Origin of the sequence: Nocardia sp. NBC_01503, assembly GCF_036327755.1 — a bacterium.
Classification (GTDB): Bacteria; Actinomycetota; Actinomycetes; order Mycobacteriales; family Mycobacteriaceae; genus Nocardia.
Genome location: NZ_CP109596.1, coordinates 5,932,194 through 5,954,406 on the forward strand (window position 1 = coordinate 5,932,194; position 22,213 = coordinate 5,954,406).

General features: G+C 66.4%; 21 protein-coding genes. 18 read left to right on the forward strand and 3 right to left on the reverse strand.

Going from position 1 to position 22,213, the window contains the following annotated elements:
• Positions 1–7: 7 nt before the first annotated feature.
• The gene (locus OHB26_RS27015) at positions 8–1,684 is read right to left on the reverse strand and encodes a bifunctional metallophosphatase/5'-nucleotidase (protein ID WP_330180051.1); all 1,677 of its coding nucleotides are present in this window, start codon (positions 1,682–1,684) and stop codon (positions 8–10) included.
• A 63-nt stretch (positions 1,685–1,747) separates the two neighbouring features.
• Complete coding sequence (locus OHB26_RS27020) at positions 1,748–3,256, reverse strand: PucR family transcriptional regulator (RefSeq protein ID WP_330180052.1); 1,509 nt, start codon at positions 3,254–3,256, stop codon at positions 1,748–1,750.
• Between the two features lie 162 nt (positions 3,257–3,418).
• Here OHB26_RS27020 and uraD point away from each other — a divergent pair, with 162 nt between their 5' ends.
• The 18 genes from uraD (at position 3,419) to alc (ending at position 20,942) form a co-directional block, all read left to right on the forward strand.
• Positions 3,419–3,955 (forward strand): 2-oxo-4-hydroxy-4-carboxy-5-ureidoimidazoline decarboxylase, encoded by a 537-nt coding sequence (gene uraD / locus OHB26_RS27025; RefSeq protein WP_330180053.1) that lies wholly within the window; start codon positions 3,419–3,421, stop codon positions 3,953–3,955.
• On the forward strand, positions 3,952–4,251 hold the full coding sequence (gene uraH / locus OHB26_RS27030) for a hydroxyisourate hydrolase (RefSeq protein ID WP_330180054.1): 300 nt from the start codon (positions 3,952–3,954) through the stop codon (positions 4,249–4,251). Before uraD ends, uraH begins: the two co-directional genes overlap by 4 nt.
• A gap of 2 nt (positions 4,252–4,253) precedes the next feature.
• The gene (pucL, locus tag OHB26_RS27035) at positions 4,254–5,126 is read left to right on the forward strand and encodes a factor-independent urate hydroxylase (protein WP_330180055.1); all 873 of its coding nucleotides are present in this window, start codon (positions 4,254–4,256) and stop codon (positions 5,124–5,126) included.
• A 16-nt stretch (positions 5,127–5,142) separates the two neighbouring features.
• Positions 5,143–6,015, forward strand: coding sequence for an FAD binding domain-containing protein (locus tag OHB26_RS27040; protein ID WP_330180056.1), 873 nt, complete (start codon positions 5,143–5,145; stop codon positions 6,013–6,015).
• Positions 6,015–6,488, forward strand: a complete 474-nt coding sequence (locus OHB26_RS27045) for a (2Fe-2S)-binding protein (protein WP_330180057.1) — start codon at positions 6,015–6,017, stop codon at positions 6,486–6,488. Before OHB26_RS27040 ends, OHB26_RS27045 begins: the two co-directional genes overlap by 1 nt.
• Positions 6,485–7,864 (forward strand): 8-oxoguanine deaminase, encoded by a 1,380-nt coding sequence (locus OHB26_RS27050; RefSeq protein ID WP_330180058.1) that lies wholly within the window; start codon positions 6,485–6,487, stop codon positions 7,862–7,864. Before OHB26_RS27045 ends, OHB26_RS27050 begins: the two co-directional genes overlap by 4 nt.
• The gene (locus OHB26_RS27055; RefSeq protein WP_330180059.1) at positions 7,861–10,194 is read left to right on the forward strand and encodes a xanthine dehydrogenase family protein molybdopterin-binding subunit; all 2,334 of its coding nucleotides are present in this window, start codon (positions 7,861–7,863) and stop codon (positions 10,192–10,194) included. The genes OHB26_RS27050 and OHB26_RS27055 overlap by 4 nt, the downstream gene beginning before the upstream one ends.
• 119 nt (positions 10,195–10,313) lie before the next feature.
• Entirely contained in the window at positions 10,314–11,756 is a 1,443-nt protein-coding gene (locus tag OHB26_RS27060) for an NCS2 family permease (RefSeq protein WP_330180060.1), read from the forward strand.
• Between the two features lies 1 nt (position 11,757).
• Entirely contained in the window at positions 11,758–12,867 is a 1,110-nt protein-coding gene (locus tag OHB26_RS27065) for an XdhC family protein (protein WP_330180061.1), read from the forward strand.
• A gap of 8 nt (positions 12,868–12,875) precedes the next feature.
• Positions 12,876–13,781 (forward strand): factor-independent urate hydroxylase, encoded by a 906-nt coding sequence (gene pucL / locus OHB26_RS27070; protein ID WP_330180062.1) that lies wholly within the window; start codon positions 12,876–12,878, stop codon positions 13,779–13,781.
• 129 nt (positions 13,782–13,910) lie between these two features.
• The gene (locus OHB26_RS27075) at positions 13,911–14,507 is read left to right on the forward strand and encodes a solute carrier family 23 protein (RefSeq protein WP_330180063.1); all 597 of its coding nucleotides are present in this window, start codon (positions 13,911–13,913) and stop codon (positions 14,505–14,507) included.
• 128 nt (positions 14,508–14,635) lie between these two features.
• Positions 14,636–15,016 (forward strand): allophanate hydrolase-related protein, encoded by a 381-nt coding sequence (locus tag OHB26_RS27080; RefSeq protein ID WP_330180064.1) that lies wholly within the window; start codon positions 14,636–14,638, stop codon positions 15,014–15,016.
• Positions 15,013–15,810 carry a hydroxypyruvate isomerase family protein gene (locus tag OHB26_RS27085; RefSeq protein WP_330180065.1) on the forward strand — a complete coding sequence of 266 codons (798 nt, stop codon included), beginning with the start codon at positions 15,013–15,015 and terminating at the stop codon, positions 15,808–15,810. The genes OHB26_RS27080 and OHB26_RS27085 overlap by 4 nt, the downstream gene beginning before the upstream one ends.
• Positions 15,807–16,736, forward strand: a complete 930-nt coding sequence (locus OHB26_RS27090) for an NAD(P)-dependent oxidoreductase (RefSeq protein WP_330180066.1) — start codon at positions 15,807–15,809, stop codon at positions 16,734–16,736. The genes OHB26_RS27085 and OHB26_RS27090 overlap by 4 nt, the downstream gene beginning before the upstream one ends.
• Positions 16,733–16,912, forward strand: a complete 180-nt coding sequence (locus OHB26_RS27095; RefSeq protein WP_330180067.1) for a hypothetical protein — start codon at positions 16,733–16,735, stop codon at positions 16,910–16,912. Before OHB26_RS27090 ends, OHB26_RS27095 begins: the two co-directional genes overlap by 4 nt.
• Before the next feature lies 1 nt (position 16,913).
• On the forward strand, positions 16,914–18,716 hold the full coding sequence (gene gcl, locus OHB26_RS27100; protein ID WP_330180068.1) for a glyoxylate carboligase: 1,803 nt from the start codon (positions 16,914–16,916) through the stop codon (positions 18,714–18,716).
• Entirely contained in the window at positions 18,713–19,888 is a 1,176-nt protein-coding gene (locus OHB26_RS27105; protein WP_330180069.1) for a glycerate kinase, read from the forward strand. The genes gcl and OHB26_RS27105 overlap by 4 nt, the downstream gene beginning before the upstream one ends.
• 31 nt (positions 19,889–19,919) lie before the next feature.
• On the forward strand, positions 19,920–20,942 hold the full coding sequence (gene alc, locus OHB26_RS27110) for an allantoicase (protein WP_330180070.1): 1,023 nt from the start codon (positions 19,920–19,922) through the stop codon (positions 20,940–20,942).
• Between the two features lie 80 nt (positions 20,943–21,022).
• Here the strand turns inward: alc and OHB26_RS27115 are convergent, their stop codons facing one another.
• Positions 21,023–22,123 carry a lycopene cyclase family protein gene (locus OHB26_RS27115; RefSeq protein WP_442942724.1) on the reverse strand — a complete coding sequence of 367 codons (1,101 nt, stop codon included), beginning with the start codon at positions 22,121–22,123 and terminating at the stop codon, positions 21,023–21,025.
• Positions 22,124–22,213: the final 90 nt, after the last annotated feature.

The window sequence follows — 22,213 nt, forward strand, 5'->3', positions numbered from 1 at the left end:
GAAGTCCTCAGCGGCGCTCGATGCGGGTGGGCGCGGGGGTCACCGCGCCGTGTGCGCGCAGGTACGACTCGAACGCGTCGAGGTCGGTCGGCCCGACCTGGAGATTCGTGGCTCGGGTGAAGACGGTGAAGCCGTCACCGCCCGAGGAGAGGAAGTTATTGGTCGAGATCCGATAGGAGGCAACGGGGTTCAGTGGTTGGCCGGCAATGCGGACGGTATCGGCGAGGATCTTGTGCCCCTTGGGCGCGGCATCGGAGTAGGCGTAGGTCAGGCCCGCGATGGAGAGCACAGCCTGTTTGCTGACATTGTCCCACTGCTGTTCGAGCAGGTCGATGATCTGCTGTCCGGTCAAGCTGACCGTGACCACCTGATTTCCGAAGGGCTGCACCGTGTACGCCCGTTCGTAGGTGATCGGTCCGGCGGGCAGGCCCGCGCGTACACCGCCGGGATTGATGACCGCGGCCACCGCTCCGGCGGCGGTGGTGCTGTCGAGCATGGTGTCCGCCAAGAGATCTCCGAGCGGTGAATCACCGGAGGGGGCGATATCGGCGGGGAGTGCGGCGGTGGCGGTGCCGATCACGCGCTCGGCCAGCGGCTTGGATTGGTCCGCGAAGAAATTCACCAGTTGGGTGGCGGGCGGATCGGGGGTGATATCCCGGGTTACCACGCGGTTGACGGCCTTCGCGTCCACGGCGCCGTCGTGGAATCGCAGGGTGACGTCGGTGATCAGGCGGCCATAGGAAGCAGCCTGGGTGATGACCTTGCCATTGATGGTGCAGTTGTACGCCTGGTGGGTGTGCGCGGTGAGCAGCACCTTGACCGCTTCATCGGTGTGGTTGGCCAAATCGGTGACGGGGGAGGTGATATCGGCGCATCCGTTGTAGTCGACCGGTGCGCCCTTGGTCCGCTGTGCCCCGCCGTCGTGCAGCAGCGCGACCACGGTCTCCGCGCCCGCGGCCTTCATCTCGGGCACATACTTGTTGATCGCATCGGCCTCATTGCCGAAGGAGTATCCCCGAATGCCCTCGGGCAGCACGATATTCGCGGTGTCCGGGGTGACGGTGCCGACCACGCCGATCTTGTGCCCGCCGACCTCGAGCATGGTCCAGGGCCGGAGTCCCTTCGGCAGCACATCATTGCCGTCGGTCACATTGGCGGCCAGGTAGGGAAATTTCGCACCGGTGAACGGTTCGCCCGGTGCGCACCCGTCGATCGCGCAGCCGCCCTGCTGCAGCCGCGCCAATTCCACTACACCGTCGTCGAATTCGTGATTGCCGACCGCAGACGCCGCCACCCCCACCGAGTTCAGGAAATCGATGGTCGGCTCATCGTGGAACAGCGCCGAGATCAACGGACTCGCCCCGACATTGTCACCCGAGGCCAGGACGACACTGGCCGGATAGGCCGCCTTCAACTTGGCCAGGTGCGCGGCGAGATAGGCCGCCCCGCCCGCCTGCGCCCCGCCGATCTGCCCATTGCTCCCGGACGGCGGTCGCAGATTTCCGTGCAGATCGTTGATGCCGAAAAGATGTACCTCGCCGGGCCGCGCGGCGGGCAGCTCACCGGTCGAAACCACCGGTGCCGCAGCGGATGTGGTGGGCGCGGGGCTGTCGGTGCTACCGCATCCGGCGAACAATAGCGCGCTGCACAGGACCGCGCATACGCCGCGGGTGCGTCGAGTCATACGCCGACTCTGGCAGATACCGCTGGCAGCCGCACAACGGGCAGGTGAATTCGCCGGAGCGATTCAGCGCAGTGCCAGTGCCAGGAAGAAGTCGACGCGATCCTCCAGCCGGGACAGATCGCGTTCGGTGAGCTCCTCGATCCGCTGCACCCGATAGCGCAGCGTATTCACGTGCACGTGCAGTAGATCCGCGCATTTGGACCAGGAGCCGGAGACCTGGAGAAAGGTCTCCAGGGTGTGCACCAGATCGGCGCGATTATCCCGGTCGTAGGTGGCGAGCGGATCCAGCAGCCGTACCCGGAACATCCGCCGCACCTCATCGGGCACGCTGGCCAGCAGCAACATATGCGTGGCCAGTTCGTCATGCCGCACCACACTGGTGGGCTGATTGCGTTCGGCCGCCATCCGCCGGGCGTAGCGCGCCTCTTCGACTGCGCCACGCAGACTTTCGCCATCCACCCCGCCGCTGATGCCCACCGCGAGCCTACTGCCCTGCAAGCCGGGTTCGAGCGCCTCCACCGCCCGATGAATGCGATCCTCGAGGTTGCCGTCATCGTCGATCGGCACCAGCGCGATGGCCTCACCGTCCACCACACCGGCGGCCGGACTTCTGCCGTAAAGGATTTCGCGCAACAGCGACCGTAATTCCCGGGGCCGCACCGCCCCCGAATCGGCGGTGGCCGCGACGGCGAGATACCGTTCGGAAAGCGCCAGCCCGGTGAGCTCGAGCCGCGAGACGATCTCGGCCGGTTTGGCATCGGAGACGACCAGTTCGATGAGCTCCTGGGCCAGCCGTCCCTCGGCATTCTGGCGGTCGTCCTGTCGGACACGCTCGAGCGCCACGACTGCCGCGAGTTCGCCGATAATCGCCCGATGCTCCTCGGGCCAGTCCTTGTAATCGCTCTCGAAGACCATGAACCAGTCCGCGACCCGCGAGGTGCCATCCGCGTCGACCGCGAAAAGTGAGAATTGGCTACCGTCCAGCGAACAGGTGGACGGTAGGCGTTGAGCGGACAGGCAGGCGGCCTGCACCTGCGCCGAGAGCGGCTGCTGCGGTCCGGCGACAACCCGGCCGGTGGAGGAGACCACCCAGCACGGTGTGCCGAGATTGCGATGGATGAGCTCGAGCACCGAATTCAATCCACCACCGGAGACCAGCTGGCGATGCCGGTCCAGGATCGCGGCCAGATCCGCCGCCCGCCCGGTGGAGAGATTCCGGTTGACCTGCTCGGTGACGGTGGCGAAGGCAATATCCTCGGGCACCCGGAACAGCGGGATACGATACCGCTCGCACGCCGCCACCAGATCGGGCGGGGGCGCGCCGTACTTGGCGTCACCCGCGGCCACCGCCGCGACCTTGGCGCGCGCGAGCGCCGAGATGAACACCTCGCTGTCCTGCGGCTCGCGCCGCCATTGCAATCCGGTCAGCACCAGTTCCCCGCCGGAGAGATATCTGGCAGGGTCGAGCATGTCTGTAGTAACCACCCAGCGAACGAACCTTTCGAGTTCGTCCTCCCCGGTGACGAGTTCCAGACCGGCTTCGGTCAGGGCGAGCAGAGAACGCAACCGCATGATTGCCAACGCTAACAGCCAATGACCTCCGGGTTACCGGCTTGGATGTATCTACAAAACGGGTGTTGTGAACTGGACCACAGGTTCGGAGGTCTCGTCCCTGCCGTCGACGGTCCCCGGCGGATGTACTTATCGGGCAAGTCGCCAATGGATGGAGGTCGGATGTCGGGTCGCCTGGAATGGCTCGGGTCGCTGCCCCTGGAAGAGGCCGAGGCCCAGCTGCTCACCTGCTGCGCCTCGCGGGAATGGGCCCGCAAGATGGTGGCCGGTCGGCCGTACATCGACGAGTCCAGCCTCATGCAGGCCGCGCTCTGGGGCCTGGACGCCCTCGACTGGACGGATATAGCCGAGGCACTCGAGGCCCACCCCCGCATCGGTGAGCGCGCGGAAACCCCACGCGCCGAAGGTGTTTCGGGTACGTTCGCCGAACGGGAGGCACGGTGGTCGCGGGACGAACAGTCCGGTGCGACCGTGGCCTCCGATGCGGTCAAGATCAGGCTCGCGGACCTGAACGTGGCCTATGAGAACCACTTCGGTCATGTCTTTCTGATCCGCGCCACCGGCCGTACCGCCGAGGAGATGCTCGCCGAGCTCGAGCGCCGCCTGGGCAATTCGGTGGAGGCCGAACGCGCCGTGGTCCGCGCCGAACTGGCCGCCATCACCCGGCTGCGTATTCGCAAACTGCTGGGGTTGATATGAGCCTCTCCACCCATGTGCTGAACGCGGCCACCGGTCGCCCCGCGGACGGCGTGTCGGTGCGGCTGGAAGCCGCCGACGGCACCCTGCTCGCTCAGGGCACGACCGATGCGGACGGTCGCATCAAGGATCTGCCCGCTCCCGAACCGGGTGTGCACCGGCTGGTCTTCGACACCGGCGACCTGAGCCCGTTCTATCCGGAGGTGAGCATCGCCTTCACCGTCACCGATCCGGCGCAGCACTATCACGTGCCGCTGCTGCTGAGCCCCTATTCCTTCTCCACATATCGAGGTAGCTGACAATGTCGATCAAGCTCGGTCCCAACCGCTATGGCAAGGCGGAGACCCGCGTGGTGCGGGTGAACAAGAACGGGACCAAACACCAGATCCGCGATCTCAATGTCAGCGTCGCGCTCTCCGGTGATATGGAGCAGGTGCACCTGACCGGCGACAATGCCGCGGTGCTGCCCACCGATACCCAGAAGAACACCGTCTTCGCCTTCGCCAAACAGCACGGGATCGCCTCCCCGGAGGATTTCGGCCTGAAGCTGGCCCGCCACTTCGTGGATTCCCAGCCCACCATCGATCACGCCCGCATCGAACTCGAGGAGTACGAGTGGGAGCGAAATGTGGTGGGGCTGAACGCTCATCCGCACTCGTTCGTACGCTCGGGCCGCGAAACCCGCACCGCCCTGGTGCATTACGACGGTGATCGGGCCTGGGTGGTCTCGGGTCTGAAGGACCTCACCGTCCTGAACACCACCAAGTCCGAATTCCACGGCTTCATCAAGGACAAATACACCACGCTGCGCGAGACCCGCGACCGCGTGCTGGCCACCGAGGTGAACGCGCAGTGGCGGCACTCCGGTGAGAACGTCGAGTGGGACAAGAACTACGAAGTGGTGAAACGTTGTCTGCTGCAAGCCTTCGCGGACACCCACAGCCTCTCGCTGCAACAGACCCTCTACGAGATGGGCGAGCGCGTCCTCGGGACCTGCTCCGATATCGCCGAGGTCAAGCTGACCCTGCCCAATAAGCATCACTTCGAGGTCGACCTGTCGCCGTTCGGCATGGTCAATGACAACGAGGTGTTCTGGGCCGCGGACCGTCCCTACGGGCTCATCGAGGGCACGGTGGTGCGCGAAGTGCCCGCCGCCGGCCCGGCGTGGTCCTGAATTCGGAGGTGATGCAATGGATTTCCTACGACCCGACAGCTGGGCCGACGCACTCGCGTTGAAGGCGCGGCGACCCGAGGCCAAGCCGATTCAGGGCGGCACCGATGTGATGGTCGAGCTGAACTTCGACCGGCACCGCCCGGACGCGCTGCTCGATCTGAACCCCTGCCGCGAACTCTTCGAATACGAGGAGACCGCCGATGCCCGGCTGCGTATCGGCTCGGGTGTGCCGTTCGAGCGGATCATCCGCCGTCTCGGTGACCAATTGCCCGGTCTGGCACAGGCTTCGCGCACCGTCGGCTCCCCGCAGATCCGCAATCGCGGCACCGTGGGCGGCAATCTCGGCGGCTGCTCACCGGCGGGTGACGCGCATCCCGCGCTGCTGGCCGCCAATGCCACCATCGAGGTGGAGTCCGCCGAGCGCGGCACCCGGATGATCCCGATCGACGACTTCTACGTCTGGGTGAAGAAGAGCTCCATGGAGCCGGACGAGCTGATTCGGGCCATCTGGCTGAAGCCCGCCACCGGTCCGCAGTACTTCGCCAAGGTCGGCACCCGCAATGCCATGGTCATCGCGGTCTGCTCCTTCGGCATCGCCCTGCACCCGGATACTCGCACGGTGGGCGCCGGTATCGGCTCGGCCGGTCCGACTCCGCTGCGCGCGCATGACGCCCAGGATTTCCTTGCGGCACAACTGCCTTGGGGGAACCCGGGACCGCTGAGCGATGCTCTGTTGCGCGAATTCGGCACGCTCGTCGCCGCCGCCGCCAAGCCCATCGACGATGTGCGCGGCACCGCCGATTATCGCAAGCACGCCCTGTCGGTGATGGCACGCCGCAGCCTCGGCTGGGCCTGGAACGACTACACAGCTGAGAGGAGGGCCGCCTGATGCGGGTGAACTTCACCGTCAATGGCACCCCGGAGACCGTGGACGATGTCTGGGAGGGTGAGAGCCTGCTCTACCTGCTGCGCGAACGCGCCGGGCTGCCCGGCTCCAAGAACGCCTGCGAGCAGGGCGAATGTGGCTCCTGCACAGTGTATTTGGATGGCACGCCGGTGTGTTCGTGTCTGGTGGCCGCCGGGCAGGTGCACGAGCGCTCGGTGCGCACCGTGGAGGGCCTGGCCGCGGGCGACAAGCTCGATCCGATGCAGCAGGCCTTCGTCGAGGCCGGTGCGGTGCAGTGCGGTTTCTGCACCCCGGGACTCATTGTGCAGGCGCACGACCTGATCGAGCGCAATCCGGACCCCTCCGATGTGGAGATCCGTGAGGCCCTCGCCGGAAACCTGTGCCGCTGCACCGGTTACGAGAAGATTCTGGACGCCGTGCGCCTCGCGGCTCAGCGGAAGGCGGTCGCGCGGTGAGCACTGTGAACTTCTCCCTGCCCGATACCGGCAAGATCGTTATCGAGAACGCCTATATCGCACCGGTCGTCGGCGATGAGATCCCCTCGGGCTACCTCATTGTCGACAACGGCCGTATCGAAGCCCTCGGAGCCGGACCGGCTCCGACGGTGGTGGGAGCCGAACGCGTCTCCGGCGCCGGATGCCTGGTGACCCCGGGCCTGGTCAACACCCACCACCACCTCTACCAGTGGGCCACCCAGGGCATGTTCCAGGATTCGACGCTGTTCGAATGGCTGACCGGCCTGTACCGCACCTGGGCGGGAATGGACGCCGATGTCGTATACGGCGCTGCCACAGCCGGTTTGGGCTGGCTGGCGCTGACCGGCTGCACCACCTCCAGTGATCACCACTACGTGTTCCCCAAGGGCCGCGGTGATCTGTTCGAGGCCGAGGTGATGGCCGCGCGCGAGATCGGACTGCGCTTCCACCCGTGCCGTGGCTCCATGGATCGCGGCCGGTCCCAGGGCGGGCTGCCGCCGGACGAGGTGGTCGAGAATCGCGAAGAGATCCTGATCAACACCCAGGAGATCATCGACCGATACCACGACGCCTCGTTCGACTCCATGCTGCGCGTGGCCGTCGCGCCCTGCTCGCCGTTCTCGGTGAGCGAGGGCCTGATGCTCGACGCCGCCGAGCTCGCCCGCGCCAAAGGTGTTCGCCTGCATACGCATTTGGCCGAAACCCTGGACGAGGAGCAGCACTGCATCGAGCAGGTCGGTTGTACCCCGGTCGAGTACATGGACAAGCTCGGCTGGCTCGGTGACGATGTCTGGTTCGCACACGCCGTGCACCTGCACGATGCCGATATCCGCCGTTTCGCCGAGACCGGCACCGGTTCGGCGCACTGCCCGAGCTCCAATGCCCGCCTCGGCGCCGGTATCGCCCGCGTCTCCGAACTGCTCGCCGCCGGTGCGCCGGTCGGCCTGGGCGTCGACGGAGCCGCATCGAGCGAATTGACCTCCATGGCAGGCGAAATGCGCCAGGCCATGCTGTTCCAGCGCGCCGTACACGGTCCGACCGCGCTCACCGCCCGCCAGGCCCTGGAGATGGGCACCCTCGGCGGAGCGCGAAACCTGGGCCGCCAGAACGAGATCGGCAGTCTCGAACCCGGCAAACTCGCCGATATCGCCATCTGGCGTGTCGACGGTTTCCGCGCCGCGGTCGAGGATCCGGTGTGCGCCCTGGTCTTCGGCCCCACCCCGCCGCTGGCACGTCTGCTCGTCGGTGGCCGCACCGTGGTGCGGAACGACGAACTCCGCACCCTCCCACACGATCAGGTCGGCCGCGCGGGTGTACTCGCCCGTAAGCGCCTGCTGCGTCAGGAGATCCGATGACGACATCCCGCACCACTCGATTCCCGGGCGAGGTGGCCGCACCCGGTCGCGGCGGCGTCGGCGAGAGCCCGCTGCGCCCCGACGGCACCCTGAAGGTCAAGGGCGAGTTCGCCTACGCCTCGGATCTGTGGATGGACGGCATGCTGTGGGGCGCGACCCTGCGCAGCCCGCATCCGCGCGCCGTCATCCGGAGTATCGATATCGCTCCGGCACTGGCCATGACCGGTGTGCACGCCGTGCTCACCCATGAGGATGTGCCCGGACGCAAGGTGTACGGCCTCGATCACACCTGGGATCAGCCGGTACTGGCCATCGGTGAGGTGCGCCATCACGGTGAGCCCATCGCGCTGGTCGCGGCGGACCATCCCGAGATCGCCCGGCGTGCCGTCGCCGCCATCGACATCGATTGGGAGGTACTGGAACCCATTACCGACCCGATGGCGGTGCTGTCGGCTCCCAAGAAGCTCGCGGTGCAGGAGCGCGGCGGTATCGCCCGGCACCAGCCGGTCCGCGTGGGCGATATCTCGGTCGGCCGCGAGATGGCCGCGGTGGTGATCACCGAGGAGTTCGAGGTCGGTATCCAGGACCAGGCGTTCCTGGGCCCGGAGTCCGGCATGGTGATTCCGGCCGAAGACGGCGGACTCGACTTCTACGTCGCGACCCAGTGGATGCACAACGACCTCTCGCAGATCGGGCCGTGTCTGGGCCTGGCCGACGATCAGATCCGCATGACCATGGCGGGGGTGGGCGGCGCGTTCGGCGGCCGCGAGGACCTGTCCATGCAGATCCACGCCGGCATGCTCGCCATGCACACCGGTAAGCCCATCAAGATGGTGTACAACCGCGAGGAGTCATTCTTCGGCCACGTGCACCGGCACCCGGCCAAGATGCTCTACGAATACGGTGCCACGGCCACCGGAAAGCTCACCTACGCAAAGGTTCTCATCGTCCTGGACGGTGGCGCGTACACCTCCGCGACGCTGAACGTCACCGGTAACGCCTCCTCACTGGCTGTAGGTCCCTACGAAATCCCGCACATCGAGATCGACGCGTACGGGGTGTACACCAACAACCCGCCGTGCGGCGCGATGCGCGGATTCGGCGCTGTCCAGGCGTGTTTCGCGCACGAGTCGATGATGGACAAACTCGCCGAGGCCCTGGATATGGATCCGGTGCGGGTGCGCCAGCTCAATGTGGTCTCGCAGGGCTCCAAGCTGGCCACCGGCCAGGTGGTGCACGCGCCGACCCCGTTGGCCGAGATGCTCGGCACGCTGAGTGCGATGCCGCTCCCGGAGGCCGTGGACGCCGGCGATATTCGCAATCTCCCCGGTGGTGCGTCGCAGACCACCCACGGTGAGGGCGTGGTGCGCGGTGTCGGTTACGGCGTCGGCATCAAGAACATCTGCTTCTCCGAGGGTTTCGACGATCTCTCCACCGCCCGGGTCCGCCTGGAGGTCATCGGCGGTGAACCGGTGGCCCTGGTACACACCGCCGCCGCGGAGGTCGGCCAGGGGCTGGTCACCGTCGAGGCGCAGATCGCCCGCACCGAACTCGGTATCGAACGGGTGGTGATCCATCCGGCGGACAACGGTGTCGGTGACTCCGGCTCCTCGTCGGCCTCGCGTCAGACGTATATGACCGGCGGCGCGGTGAAGACCGCGTGTGAGGCGGTGCGCGAGCGCGTGCTCGCCCTGGCCCAGGCCAAGCACGGTGCGCACAGCGCGTTGCAACTCATCGGCGGCAAGGTCGTCTCGGGCACCGGCGAGGTCCTCTCGGCCATTGCCGATGTCCTCGGTGACGAGGTCGTCGAGGCGACCCGCGAATACCACCACAAGCCCACCACGGGTATGGATCCGGTGACCGGTCAGGGCTATAGCCACACCCAGCTCGCGGTCTGCGTGCACCGGGCCGTGGTCGATGTCGACACCGAACTCGGATTGGTGAAAGTCGTTGCCCTGGACGCGGTCCAGGACGTTGGCAAGATCATGAACCGCCTGTCCCTCGAGGGCCAGATCCACGGCGGATCGATTCAAGGATTGGGTCTGGCAGTGATGGAGGAAATCCAGGTAAGCAATGGCAAGGTGCGGAACCCGTCCTTCACGGACTATCTGATTCCCACCATTCTCGACACACCCCCGCAGCGGCTGGAGATCCTGGAGAATCCGGACCCGCACGCACCGTACGGGCTACGCGGGGCGGGCGAACCGCCCACCCTCTCCTCGACACCGGCGATTGCCGCAGCCATTCGCGACGCTTGCCGCAAGCAGGGCGGCACCGGGCATATCACCCGCGTGCCGGTACGACCGGAAGACATCATCCGGAGCAGTTGATCAACAGGGGCAGACCGGTGCATGCCGGTAGGGACTCCACAACAGCAGCAACCGAATCCGCGGTCCGGAGCCGATGAATCCCGGACCGTAGGTCGGCTACGCCCTTAGGAGGGCATGCCATGACCCAAATCCAAGACCCGACCCCCACAACCACCACAATCGCCGGGGGTTCGGCACTCGACCGGTTCTTCAAGTTGAGTGAACGTCGCACTACCGTCTCACGCGAAATCCGTGGCGGAATCACCACATTCGTCGCCATGGCCTACGTTATCCTGCTCGTCCCGCTCATCCTCGGCGGGGTCACCGATATCGACGGCAACCATCTCGGCATCGCTCAGCTCACCACAGCCACCGCGTTCTCGGCCGGACTCTCCACAGTCCTCATGGGCCTGATCGGCAACGTACCACTCGCTCTCGCAGCGGGTCTCGGGGTGGTCCCGGTGGTCGCCTTCCAAGCGGCGCCGCATATGACCTGGCCTCAGACCATGGGCCTGGTGGTCCTGATGGGCGTGATCATTGTGATCATGGCCGCGACCGGCCTGCGGACCATGATCATCAATGCCATTCCGGTGGCGCTCAAGAACGCCATCGGCGTCGGTATCGGCATGTTCATCGCCATGATCGGCTTGGTCTCCTCCGGAGTCGTCGGCCACGGTTCACCGGGCGGTCCACCGGTCACGCTCGGTGTCGACGGACACCTACAGGGTTGGCCCGTCGTCGTTTTCGCCTTCGGCCTGCTGCTCATGCTGGGGTTGTACGTCCGCAAGGTGCCCGGCGCGATCCTGATCAGCATCGCCCTGTCGACGTTGCTCGCGATTGTGATCAACGCCCTCGCCGATATCGATCCCAAGGCGTGGGGGACCGTGGTGCCGCAGCGGCCCGACTCCCTGTTCGCCACACCGGATTTCGGCCTCATGTTCAATATCGATCTGATCGGCGGCTTCGCCCGCGCCGGCGGACTGGTGGCGAGCGTGGTGCTGTTCACGCTGGTGCTGACCGGCTTCTTCGACGCCATGGGAACGGTTTTCGGCGTCTGTGACGAGGCGAAGCTCCTGGACGAGCAGGGCACCATGCCCGGTATCGGCAAAATCCTCACCGTCGACGGTGTCGCCCAGATCATCGGCGGCGTCAGCGGTGGTGCGGGCAGCACGGTCTATGTGGAATCCGCGACGGGCGTCGGTGAGGGCGCACGTACCGGACTCACCAGCGTGGTCACCGGCGGATTCTTCTGTGCGGCAGTGTTCTTCACCCCGCTGGCCGCGGTGGTGCCGATCCAGGCCGCGGCTCCGGCGCTGGTGCTGGTCGGCGCGCTCATGATGACCCAGGCCCGCAAGATCGACTGGAACGACCTGGAGATCGCGGTACCGGCCTTCGTGACCATCGCGCTCATGCCCTTCACCTACTCCATCACCAATGGCGTCGGCGCGGGCCTGATCTGCTACACGGTCATCAAGCTCGCACGCGGCAAGTTCCGGGAAATCCATTGGCTGGTAAGCGTGGTCAGCGTGGTGTTCGCCGCCTACTTCGGAATCAACGCCATCGAATCGGTCCTGGGAGGCTGATATGCGCGACATCGCGGCACAACTCTTGGAATGGCATGCGGCGCAGCAGGATTACGCCGTAGCCTCGATCATCGGAATCGGCGGCAGCGCGCCCCGGCCGGTGGGCGCGGCGCTGGCGGTGAACTCCGACGGCGTGGTCGTCGGGAGCATCTCCGGCGGATGCGTGGAGGGCGCGGTCTACGAGCTGTGCCGCGAGTCGTTGCGCACCGGTGAGATTCAACGAGAAACGTTCGGCTACAGCGACTCCGATGCCTTCGCGGTCGGATTGACCTGTGGTGGAACGATCGAAGTCCTCGTACAGCCGGTCACCGCCGCGAATCATGCTGCCTTCGAAGCCTTTCTGGGCTCGGAGGAGCCGGTCGCCCTGGTGCGTGACCTGACTACCGGTGCCGCCATGGCCCTGGGCTCGTGGTGGACCGTCGGCGCGGGTTTCGACGAAACCGTGCTCGCCGAGGGGCGCGCCATGATCGACACCGGCGCGACCGGTGTCCGCACCATCGGTTGCGATGCTGCCGAAACCACCGTCTTCGTGGAGTCCGAGGTACCCGCGCCGCGCATGATCGTCTTCGGCGCAATAGATTTCGCTGCCGCGGTCGCGCGGATCGGTAAATTCCTCGGTTATCACGTCACCGTCTGTGATGCCCGGCCCATCTTCGCCACCCGCGCGCGTTTCCCCGAAGCCGATGAGGTGGTGGTGGATTGGCCGAACCGGTATCTCGCCGGTATCCACGTAGATGCCCGCACCGTGCTCTGCGTACTCACCCATGACGCCAAGTTCGATGTGCCGTTGCTGGAAGTGGCCCTGCGCCTGCCGGTGGCCTTCGTCGGCGCGATGGGATCGCGGCGCACCCATAATGACCGGCTCGAGCGTCTGCGCGCGGTCGGGATGACCGAAGCCGAATTGTCCCGGCTGCGTTCACCCATCGGCCTGGATCTGGGTGGCCGCACGCCCGAGGAGACGGCCGTCTCCATTGCCGCGGAGATCATCGCGGTGCGCCGTGGCGGCTCCGGTGTTCCCCTCGGGGTGAGCCGCGCGCCCATCCACCGTGACGCCGTCCCAGTGCCACTGCTGCTCAGCCCATTCGCGTGTACCGCCTATCGAGGAAGTTGAGAGTTTCCATGGCAATCCAGCTTGGACAGAATCAGTACGGCAAGGCCGAGAGCCGCGTGGTTCGCGTCTACCGCGACAGCGCCCGGCACACCATTCGCGATCTCAATGTCTCCTCCGCCCTGCGCGGGCGCTTCGAGGACGCGCACATCACCGGCGATCAGGGTGACATCCTGCCCACCGATACGCAGAAGAACACCGCCTTCTCCTTCGCCAAGGAGAAGGGTATCGACGCCATCGAGGATTTCGGGCTGACCCTGGCCGATCACTTCATCTCGCGCTGTCCGGGCGCGGACGGCGCGCGCATCGAGATCGAGGAGTACGCCTGGGACCGGATTCCGGTCGACGGTGCAGGACATGACTTCTCATTCGTGCAGGCGGGCGGGGGAGTGCGCACCACCGTGGTCAATATGGACGGCCACGGCGACGACCGGCGCACGCACGTGGTGACCGGCATCCGGGATCTGGTGCTGCTCAAGTCCACCGGTTCGGAGTTCCACGGCTTCTTCGAGGACAAGTACACCACGCTGCGGCCCACCAAGGATCGCGTCATGGCGACCTCGCTGGTGGCGCGCTGGCGCTACGACCGCACCGATGTGGACTGGGACAAGTCGTTCGCCTCCATTCGTTCCACCCTGTTGCGGCAGTTCGCGGTGGTGCATTCGATGGCGCTGCAGCAGACCCTCTACAGCATGGGACGCGCTGTGCTGGAACAGCATCGGGAAGTCGCCGAGATCAAATTCTCCGCCCCGAACAAGCATCACTTCCTGGTCGATCTGAGCCCGTTCCATGTGGAGAACAACGGCGAGGTGTTCATCGCCGCCGATCGGCCCTACGGCCTCATCGAGGCGAGCCTGCATCGCGATGACGCCATTCCCGCGGGCAATGCCTGGCTCGGCGTACCGGGATTCTGTTGAGGAGAGGCGGGCGACGCCATGAAACCACAAGGACGACAACGACAGCGGGGCTCACGCTGCTGATCATCCTGGTGATCAGCCGGGTGTTCCAGGGTGCGATATCGCGGCTGTCGATCCTGATCGGGCTGGGTGGTCGGCACGGTCATCGCCGCCGTCGCGGGCCGGACCGACTTCTCCGACGTCGGCCGGGCGAAGCTGATCGCGCTGCCGACGTTCTTCCCGTCGGGCACACCCACTTTCGAGGTGGGGGCCATCGTCTCGATGACCATCGTGATTCTGGTGATCATGACCGAGAACATCGCCGATATCCTCCCCATCGGTGAGATCGTAGGCACCGAAGTGGATTCGGGTCGCGTCGCGGACGGCCTGCGCGCCGATATGGCCGCCACCGCGGCAGTCGTGCTGTTCGGATCCGTTGCGGCGAGCGGGATTCGGACCCTGACCCGAGTCCGATTCCACGACAACCTGAATATGCTGATTGTGGCCGTGGCGATTGCCGCCGGGCTCATTCCCATTGCGGCCCCGACATTCTGGGACGCGTTCCCGGAATCGTTCGCCGTGATCATGCATTCGGGGATCAGCGCGACCGCCATAGTGGCGATCCTGCTCAATCTGCTGTTCAACGAATTGACCATCGGCAATCGCTCGGGCGCCTCGGTCTTCGCCGCCGCACAGGACGAACGCGACGGCTTAGGCGAGCGCATCGACGACGACATCCGGGACTGATCGACCCGGGCTGGATGAACCTACGAAAACCCGCCCAGAACGATTCCGACCATTGTGCTGATCACGGCTTACGAACCCACTGTGACGGCCGACATAATTTCGACCAACGGGGGAGGAAGGACCATATTATGCCCCTCATTTTCCTGAACGGCGGCGCCATGCGCGGCGGGCCGCTGAATCACCTGCTCGCGGGCGCACCGTTCGCCGGCGAGGTGACCACCGCACCGCAGTACCGGTTCTATTCGGTCGGCGATCGCTTCCCGGGACTGCACCCGGTCTCCGACGGCGGAGCCCCCGTCAGTGGTGAATTATTCGATGTGCCTATGGATGTGCTGCGCACCAGCCTGCTCCCGGCCGAACCGCCGGAGCTCGAACTCGGCGTGATCGAACTCGATGACAAGCGTTCGGTGCTCTCCATGGTGCTGCGCCGCCCGCCCGTCTCCTATCCGCAGCTGATCGACATCACCGAATTCGGCAGCTGGACGACCTATCGCGAAGGAATTCGATGAAATACACCTCCGGGGGCGCGCTCCGGAAATTCGATGTCAATTGCTCGATTCTCTTCACCGATCTCCCGCTGCTGGAACGGCCAGCCGCCGCCAAGGCCGCCGGATTCGACGCGGTGGAATTCTGGTGGCCGTTCGGCGAGGATTCGACACCCGCCGACGCGGATATCGATGCCTTCGTCTCGGCCATCGAGGACGCGGGCGTGCAGCTGGTCGGATTGAACTTCATCGACCTGATTCCGGCGGGCCGCGGCCTGGTTTCGATTCCCGGACAAGAGACCCGGTTCCGGGACAATATCGATATCGCGGTCGGAATCGCCGAGCGCACCGGATGCAAGGCGCTGAACGCGCTGTACGGCAATCGGATTGCCGCCGAGGATGCGGAGAAGCAGGACGAGCTCGCCCTGGAGAATCTGCGGCTGGCCGCTACCGCGGCCCGGCGCATCGGTGCGACCGTACTGCTCGAAGCGCTCAATGCCTATGAGTCGCAGGACTATCCGATCGTCTCGGCCGCGCACGCGATTCGCATTATCGAGCAGGTCGGGGAGCCGAATCTGCGGTTCCTCTGCGACCTCTACCACCTGGCCCGGATGGGCGAGAACCTCGCCGGGGTGATCGACACCTACGGCGGCTACTTCGGCCACGTACAGATCGCCGATACCCCGGGTCGCGGACGTCCCGGCACCGGCGCGCTGGACTTCGAGGAGCTCTTCGCCAACCTCGACGCCGCCGGTTACGACGGCTGGATCGGCCTGGAATACAAAGACCCCGAACTGGATTGGGAGTGGATCAAATGAGTGAAGCATCGCGCAGCGATTCCGTGCGGGGCGGCGGTCGGGCGACGGGTGGGCGCAGCATCGGATTCGTGGGACTCGGCATCATGGGCGGCCCGATGGCCGGTCACCTGGTCGCTGCCGGGCACGAGGTCACCGGCTACGATCACAGCTCGGCCGCGGTCGATCGCCTCACCGCCGCCGGTGGCAAGGCGGGCGCGAATGCCGCGGAGACGGTGCGCGACAAGGACATTGTCATCACCATGCTGCCGCAGGACGAGCATGTGGAGTCGGTCTTCGCCGAGGTGCTCGAGCACGCCGCCCCCGGCACGCTGTACATCGACTTCTCCACCATCACCCCGCGCACCTCCGAGTGGACCGCCACCGAAGGCGCGAAGAAGGGGCTGCGCGTACTGGACGCCCCGGTCAGCGGTGGCGAGCCCGGTGCCAAGAACGCGGCGCTGTCGATTATGGTCGGCGGCTCGCGCGACGACTTCGATTCCGCCCGAGCGGTTTTCGAGGCCGTCGGCAAGACCGTCGCCCTGGTGGGACCGAACGGTGCCGGTCAGGTCGTCAAGGCCGCCAACCAGCTCGTGGTCGGCGGCACCTACGCCCTGGTCGCCGAAGCCATCCTGCTCATGGAGAACCTGGGTGCGAACGCCGAGGCGGGACTGGATGTGCTCGCCGGTGGCCTGGCGGGCAGCAAGATCCTGGAGCTGAAGCGAAAGACCATGCTGGAGCGTAGTTTCCAGCCCGGCTTCCGCATCGACCTGCATCACAAGGATATGGGCATCATCCTGGCCGCCGCGCGCCAGGCCGAGGTCGCCATCCCCATGGGCGCGCTCACCGCGCAGCTCATCGCCGCCGCCCGCGCCATGGGCCACGGTTCCCTCGATCACTCCGCGCTGCTGCTGGTCGCCGAGGCGCTCTCGGGTAAGGGACAGGCGTGACGGCGCAGACCCTGCGCACCGGTCACGGACCACGCATGGCGGACGGACACGGAATCTGCGCCATCGGCGTACCCACGGGCTGGGTGGTGCACGAGTGCACGGTGCAGCCGCGCAACGCTCCGATATCCGCCGCATCGACCGGTCGGCCACTGACGCTGATCCGAAAGGGGATCTGATATGACACGTATGCGGGCCGTGGACGCCGCGGTGCTCATTCTCGAAAAAGAAGGCGCGACACAGGCATTCGGGCTGCCGGGCGCGGCGATCAACCCCTTCTACAGCGCTATGCGGGCGCACGGCGGGATCAAACATATTCTCGCCCGGCACGTCGAGGCGGCCTCGCATATGGCCGAGGGGTACACCCGCGCCGCCGCGGGCAATATCGGTATCTGCATCGGCACCTCCGGTCCGGCGGGCACCGACATGATCACCGGATTGTATTCGGCGAGTGCGGATTCCATTCCGATCCTGTGCATCACCGGGCAGGCTCCGGTGTCCAAGCTGCACAAGGAGGACTTCCAGGCGGTCGATATCGCCTCGATCGCCGCACCGGTGAGCAAGTGGGCGGTGACGGTGCTGGAGCCCGCGCAGGTGCCCGGTTCGTTCCAGAAGGCGTTCCAGCTCATGCGTTCCGGGCGTCCGGGACCGGTGCTCATCGATCTCCCGATCGACGTGCAGCTCGCCGAGATCGAATTCGATATCGAGACCTATACGCCCCTGGATGTACAGCGCCCCACCGCCACCCGGGCGCAGGCCGAGAAGGCCATCGCCATGCTGAACGCGGCCGAGCGGCCGTTGATCGTGGCGGGCGGCGGCATCGTGAACGCCGACGCGGCGGATCTGCTGGTCGAATTCGCCGAGCTGACCGGCATTCCGGTGGTGCCGACGCTGATGGGCTGGGGCACCATCGCCGATGATCATCCGCTGCACGCGGGCATGGTCGGATTGCAGACCTCGCATCGCTATGGCAATGCGACCATGCTGGAGGCGGACTTCGTCCTCGGCATCGGTAACCGCTGGGCCAATCGTCATACCGGTGGTGTCGAAACCTATACGCGGGACCGCACTTTCGTGCATGTCGATATCGAGCCGACCCAAATCGGGCGGGTGTTCGCGCCCGACTACGGGATCGTCTCGGATGCGGGCGCGGCGCTGGCCGAATTCCTGGATGTGGCGCATGAGCTCGAGCTCGCCGGTCAGTTGCGCGAGCGCGGCGATTGGGCCGCCACCTGCCGCGATCGCAAGCGAACCCTGCTGCGCAAGACGCACTTCGACACCGTGCCGATCAAACCGCAGCGGGTGTACGAGGAGATGAACGCGGCGTTCGGGCCCGACGTCCGCTATGTCACCACCATCGGGTTGTCGCAGATCCAGGCGGCGCAGATGCTGCACGTGTACAAGCCCCGGCACTGGATCAACGCCGGACAGGCCGGTCCGCTCGGGTGGACCCTGCCCGCCGCCATCGGTGTCGCCACCGCGGTGCCGGATGAGACGGTCGTGGCGCTCTCGGGTGACTACGACTTCCAGTTCCTGATCGAGGAGTTGGCCGTCGGCGCACAGTTCAATATCCCGTATGTGCATGTGGTGGTGAACAATTCGTACCTGGGGCTGATTCGCCAGGCCCAGCGTGCCTTCGATATGGACTACTACGTTCAGCTGTCGTTCGACAATATCAACAGTCCGGAGGTCGGCGGCTACGGCGTGGATCACCTCAAGGTCGCGGAAGGGTTGGGCTGCAAGGCGATTCGCGTCACCGACCCCGATCGGATCGGCTCCGCCATGGCCGAGGCCAAGCGGTTGACGGCCGAACATCGGGTGCCGGTACTGGTCGAGGTCATCCTCGAACGCGTCACCAATGTGTCGATGGGGCTCGAGATCGACAATATCAACGAGTTCGAGGAGCTCGCGGACTCCTTCGACGACGCACCCACCGCCATCGCCGCCCAGCCCGAATACGAATCGGCCGGGAGCCCTTCGTGATTCACGCGCGCGGTGGTTCGGCACGGGGCTGGCGGGACGGGCAGGTGATCGTCGCCCCGGATAAGTTCAAGGGCTCGCTCACCGCCGCGGAGGTGGCCGCGCACATCACGGCCGGGCTGCGGCGCATCCGTCCGGAGCTGCCCGTGGTCACCGTCCCCGTTGCCGATGGCGGGGACGGGACCGTGGACGCGATGGTGGCCGCGGGCTTCGCCGGCCTGCAGACCGCCGTCACCGGGCCGGTCGGGAATCGAGTGGTCGCCTCGTTCGCGATGAGGGGCGAGACGGCCGTTATCGAACTCGCCGAAGCCTCCGGGCTGCGGCGCTTACCCGACCGGCCCACCCCGGCCACCGCGCGCACCGCCACCAGTGCGGGAACCGGAGAGTTGATGCGCACCGCGGTCACCCGCGGCGCCCGGCGAATTGTGCTGGGGCTCGGCGGAAGTGCCTGTGCCGACGGTGGGGCGGGCATGCTGAGCGCACTCGGGGCGCGCTTCCTCGATGCCGACGGCGTCGAGCTGCCGCCCGGCGGTGCGGCGCTGGTGCACCTGGAGCGCATCGATATCGGCGAGATGATGCGTGTTCCGGTGACGGTCGCCTCCGATGTGGACAACCCACTGCTGGGCGTGCGCGGTGCCGCCCATGTGTACGGGCCGCAAAAGGGCGCCGGCGCGGAAGATGTCGCGGCACTCGAACGAGGACTGGCGCGCTTCGCCGCGGTCGCGCGCCGCGATCTCGGAGTCGATCTGGCGGATCGGCCCGGGGCCGGTGCGGCCGGTGGCGTCGGATTCGCCGCCATCGCCTTCCTGGGTGCGCGCAGTGAACCCGGAATCGAATTGATGCTGCGGCACCTCGATTTCGGGGATCGATTGCAGGGTGCGCGACTGGTGATCACCGGTGAGGGCTGCCTGGATCGGCAGACCCTGCACGGCAAGGCCCCGATCGGCGTGGCCCGGGCCGCCGCCGCGGCCGGGGTTCCGGTGCTGGCCGTCGCGGGTCAGCGGCTGCTGACCCGGGATATGTTGCGCCGCTTCGGATTCGAGGACGCCTACGCGCTCACCGATATCGAGCCCGATCCGCGGCTGTGCATCAGCAATGCCGGGCCGCTGTTGGAACTGCTCGCCGTGCGGATAGCCGAAACCCGCCTGGGCGATCTGCTGTCCCGAAACGCGTAGCGCCCGAACACATCTACTGAAAGAGGAAGCGATGTCGGACTTCACCAGCCTGCCGGACCTGGCGCTGCGCAGCTACCGCGCCAGCGTGATCGCCGCCAGCGACGAATCCTTCGAAGAGCGCGAAAACCTCATCCAGCCTTGGGAACCGCGCTTCTCCGCCGAGACCTTCGGCACCAAGGGGCAGGAGTACGACGGCTGGGAGACCCGACGTCGGCGCAACGCGCCCGGAAGCGACTGGGCGATCGTGCGACTGGGTATGCCGGGCATCGTGCGCGGCGTGGTCATCGACACCGCGTGGTTCAAGGGCAACTATCCGCCTTTCGCCTCCGTGGACGCCTGCCGGGTATCGGGTTATCCCGGTGTGGCGGAGCTGGATTCGGCCGAATGGGTCGAGATCGTGCCGAAGACGCCGCTACACGGTGACGCCAAACATGAGCTGCCCGTCGACAGCGAGCTGATCTTCACCCACGTGCGCCTGCATATGCATCCGGACGGCGGTATCGCCCGCTTTCGCGTGCACGGTGACGTGGTGCCGGATCCGGTCCTGCTGAGCGGCCTGACCGTGGATCTGGCCGCGCTCGAACACGGTGGCCGCGCCGTCGATTGCTCGAATCTGTTCTATTCGGGTGCGGACAATATGCTCGCGCCCGGCCTCGCGCGCAATCAGGCCGAGGGGTGGGAGACCGCTCGCCGCCGCGATGACGACAATGACTGGGCGGTGATTCGTCTTGCGGCCCAAGGTGTTCCGGAGCTGATCGAGGTCGACACCACCAACCTGGTGTTCAACGCACCGGCCGAAGTGCGCCTGCTCGGCGTCGATCTGCCCAGCGGCACACCGGTTCCCGCCGCCGACTCCCCGGCCTGGTTCGAACTGCTGCCGACGGTGGCGATCCAGCCCGACACCCCGCACCGCTTCCGTGTGCAGGGCGCCCGGCCGGTCACACACGTGCGTCTCGATATCTATCCGGACGGCGGTATCGCCCGTCTGCGACTGCTGGGTGCTCTCACTCCGGCGGGTCTCGAGGCGCTCGTCACCCGCTGGGGTGCGGCCTGACCGGTACACCCACGCGGTCCGGCGGGTGAATTCGCCGGTGGTCGGCCGCTGATGCCTGGGTCGGCCACCGGCGACTCCTTTCAGGGGCGCATGATCGAGGTGACGAGTCCGCGCCGTATTCGCCACGGCAGTGCCGCGAAGAGGGCGGACATGGCGGCGGCGGTACCGGGCAGGTCGTCGCGGGCCGAGAGGTAGGCGCGCTGACGGGCGGGGGAGAGGACGAAGAAGGCGTCGAAGAACAAGGGCAGGTCCTGCGGTGGGAGGCTGAGCAGGGCTTGTAATCCGGCCTGGCGCAGGCGATATACCGCGCGCGCCGAGGACGGCCAGATGCCGTCACCGGCCGCGACGGTATCGGCGGTGTGGAGGGCGGCGGCGACGCTGTAGCCGGTGGCAGGATGGGTCAGCGCCCCCGCGGCACCGAAGGATCCGGGGCGCGGGGCGCCGCCCTCGAGGGGGAAGCGGACGCGTTCGATTCGCTCCGTACCGGTGAGGGTGATTCCGCGAGAACGCAATCGGTGCGCCAGACGGTCCCGGAGCAGCTGGGTGTCCAGGGCGGGGCGACCGGCGAGGCAGGTCTCCTCGAGCAGAATTGTGTTGTCGCTCAGGGGAACCGCGTAGAGAAACGAACGTGGTTCCACGGAGTCCGCGCCATTGTCCGATCGCCAGTCCATGAAGAGGGTCTCCGGTTCGGCCCACTGCGCGCGATCGATCACCACGCCGTACGCGGTCTGCTCGGCGAGCCCGGGGGAGCGGGGGATGCCCCGGGCATCGATGACGCGGCCGCCGGGGAGCATCGAACCCGAAGCCAGGCGCACCGAGGGCATATCCAGGGCGTGCGAGCCGGATCGGGACGGCGGAACGATATCCACGACCCGGTCGGTGATGATCGTGGCACCGGTCGGATCGAGCGAATCCTGGAGTGCCGCGGTATCGAAAACCACGTATTCACGATCCAATTCGATGCGCCGTGTGGTCCACACGGCCGGACGCTCCACCGTGGCCGCGAAGGTATGCGACGGCACCCATTCGGGCAGCTCATCGGCCCAGGCCGCGTAGGTGGCGGTCCACCGGAACTCCGGTCGCGGGTCGATGACCGTCACCGACTGCCCCTGGGCCAGCGCGCGATGCGCCAGCGCCCGCCCGGCCGGGCCGGCTCCGCAGACAATGAGATCGGAAGACACACCTGATTGGATCATGATCGACGACCGTCATACGCTTTCGGGACTGTCGCCGGGTCGGGAGGTTCCGGCGCACCGTGAAAGGTTGACTAC

Bases quoted from the DNA above. Each gene is read 5' to 3' on its own strand.
- OHB26_RS27055 (WP_330180059.1), top strand. From the start codon at position 7,861: ATGACGACATCCCGCACCACTCGATTCCCGGGCGAGGTGGCCGCACCC.
- OHB26_RS27040 (WP_330180056.1), top strand. From the start codon at position 5,143: ATGGATTTCCTACGACCCGACAGCTGGGCCGACGCACTCGCGTTGAAG.
- OHB26_RS27020 (WP_330180052.1), bottom strand. From the start codon at position 3,256: ATGCGGTTGCGTTCTCTGCTCGCCCTGACCGAAGCCGGTCTGGAACTC.
- pucL (WP_330180062.1), top strand. From the start codon at position 12,876: ATGGCAATCCAGCTTGGACAGAATCAGTACGGCAAGGCCGAGAGCCGC.
- OHB26_RS27015 (WP_330180051.1), bottom strand. From the start codon at position 1,684: ATGACTCGACGCACCCGCGGCGTATGCGCGGTCCTGTGCAGCGCGCTA.
- OHB26_RS27080 (WP_330180064.1), top strand. From the start codon at position 14,636: ATGCCCCTCATTTTCCTGAACGGCGGCGCCATGCGCGGCGGGCCGCTG.
- uraH (WP_330180054.1), top strand. From the start codon at position 3,952: ATGAGCCTCTCCACCCATGTGCTGAACGCGGCCACCGGTCGCCCCGCG.
- OHB26_RS27045 (WP_330180057.1), top strand. From the start codon at position 6,015: ATGCGGGTGAACTTCACCGTCAATGGCACCCCGGAGACCGTGGACGAT.
- alc (WP_330180070.1), top strand. From the start codon at position 19,920: ATGTCGGACTTCACCAGCCTGCCGGACCTGGCGCTGCGCAGCTACCGC.
- pucL (WP_330180055.1), top strand. From the start codon at position 4,254: ATGTCGATCAAGCTCGGTCCCAACCGCTATGGCAAGGCGGAGACCCGC.
- uraD (WP_330180053.1), top strand. From the start codon at position 3,419: ATGTCGGGTCGCCTGGAATGGCTCGGGTCGCTGCCCCTGGAAGAGGCC.
- OHB26_RS27065 (WP_330180061.1), top strand. From the start codon at position 11,758: ATGCGCGACATCGCGGCACAACTCTTGGAATGGCATGCGGCGCAGCAG.
- OHB26_RS27090 (WP_330180066.1), top strand. From the start codon at position 15,807: ATGAGTGAAGCATCGCGCAGCGATTCCGTGCGGGGCGGCGGTCGGGCG.
- OHB26_RS27060 (WP_330180060.1), top strand. From the start codon at position 10,314: ATGACCCAAATCCAAGACCCGACCCCCACAACCACCACAATCGCCGGG.
- OHB26_RS27085 (WP_330180065.1), top strand. From the start codon at position 15,013: ATGAAATACACCTCCGGGGGCGCGCTCCGGAAATTCGATGTCAATTGC.
- gcl (WP_330180068.1), top strand. From the start codon at position 16,914: ATGACACGTATGCGGGCCGTGGACGCCGCGGTGCTCATTCTCGAAAAA.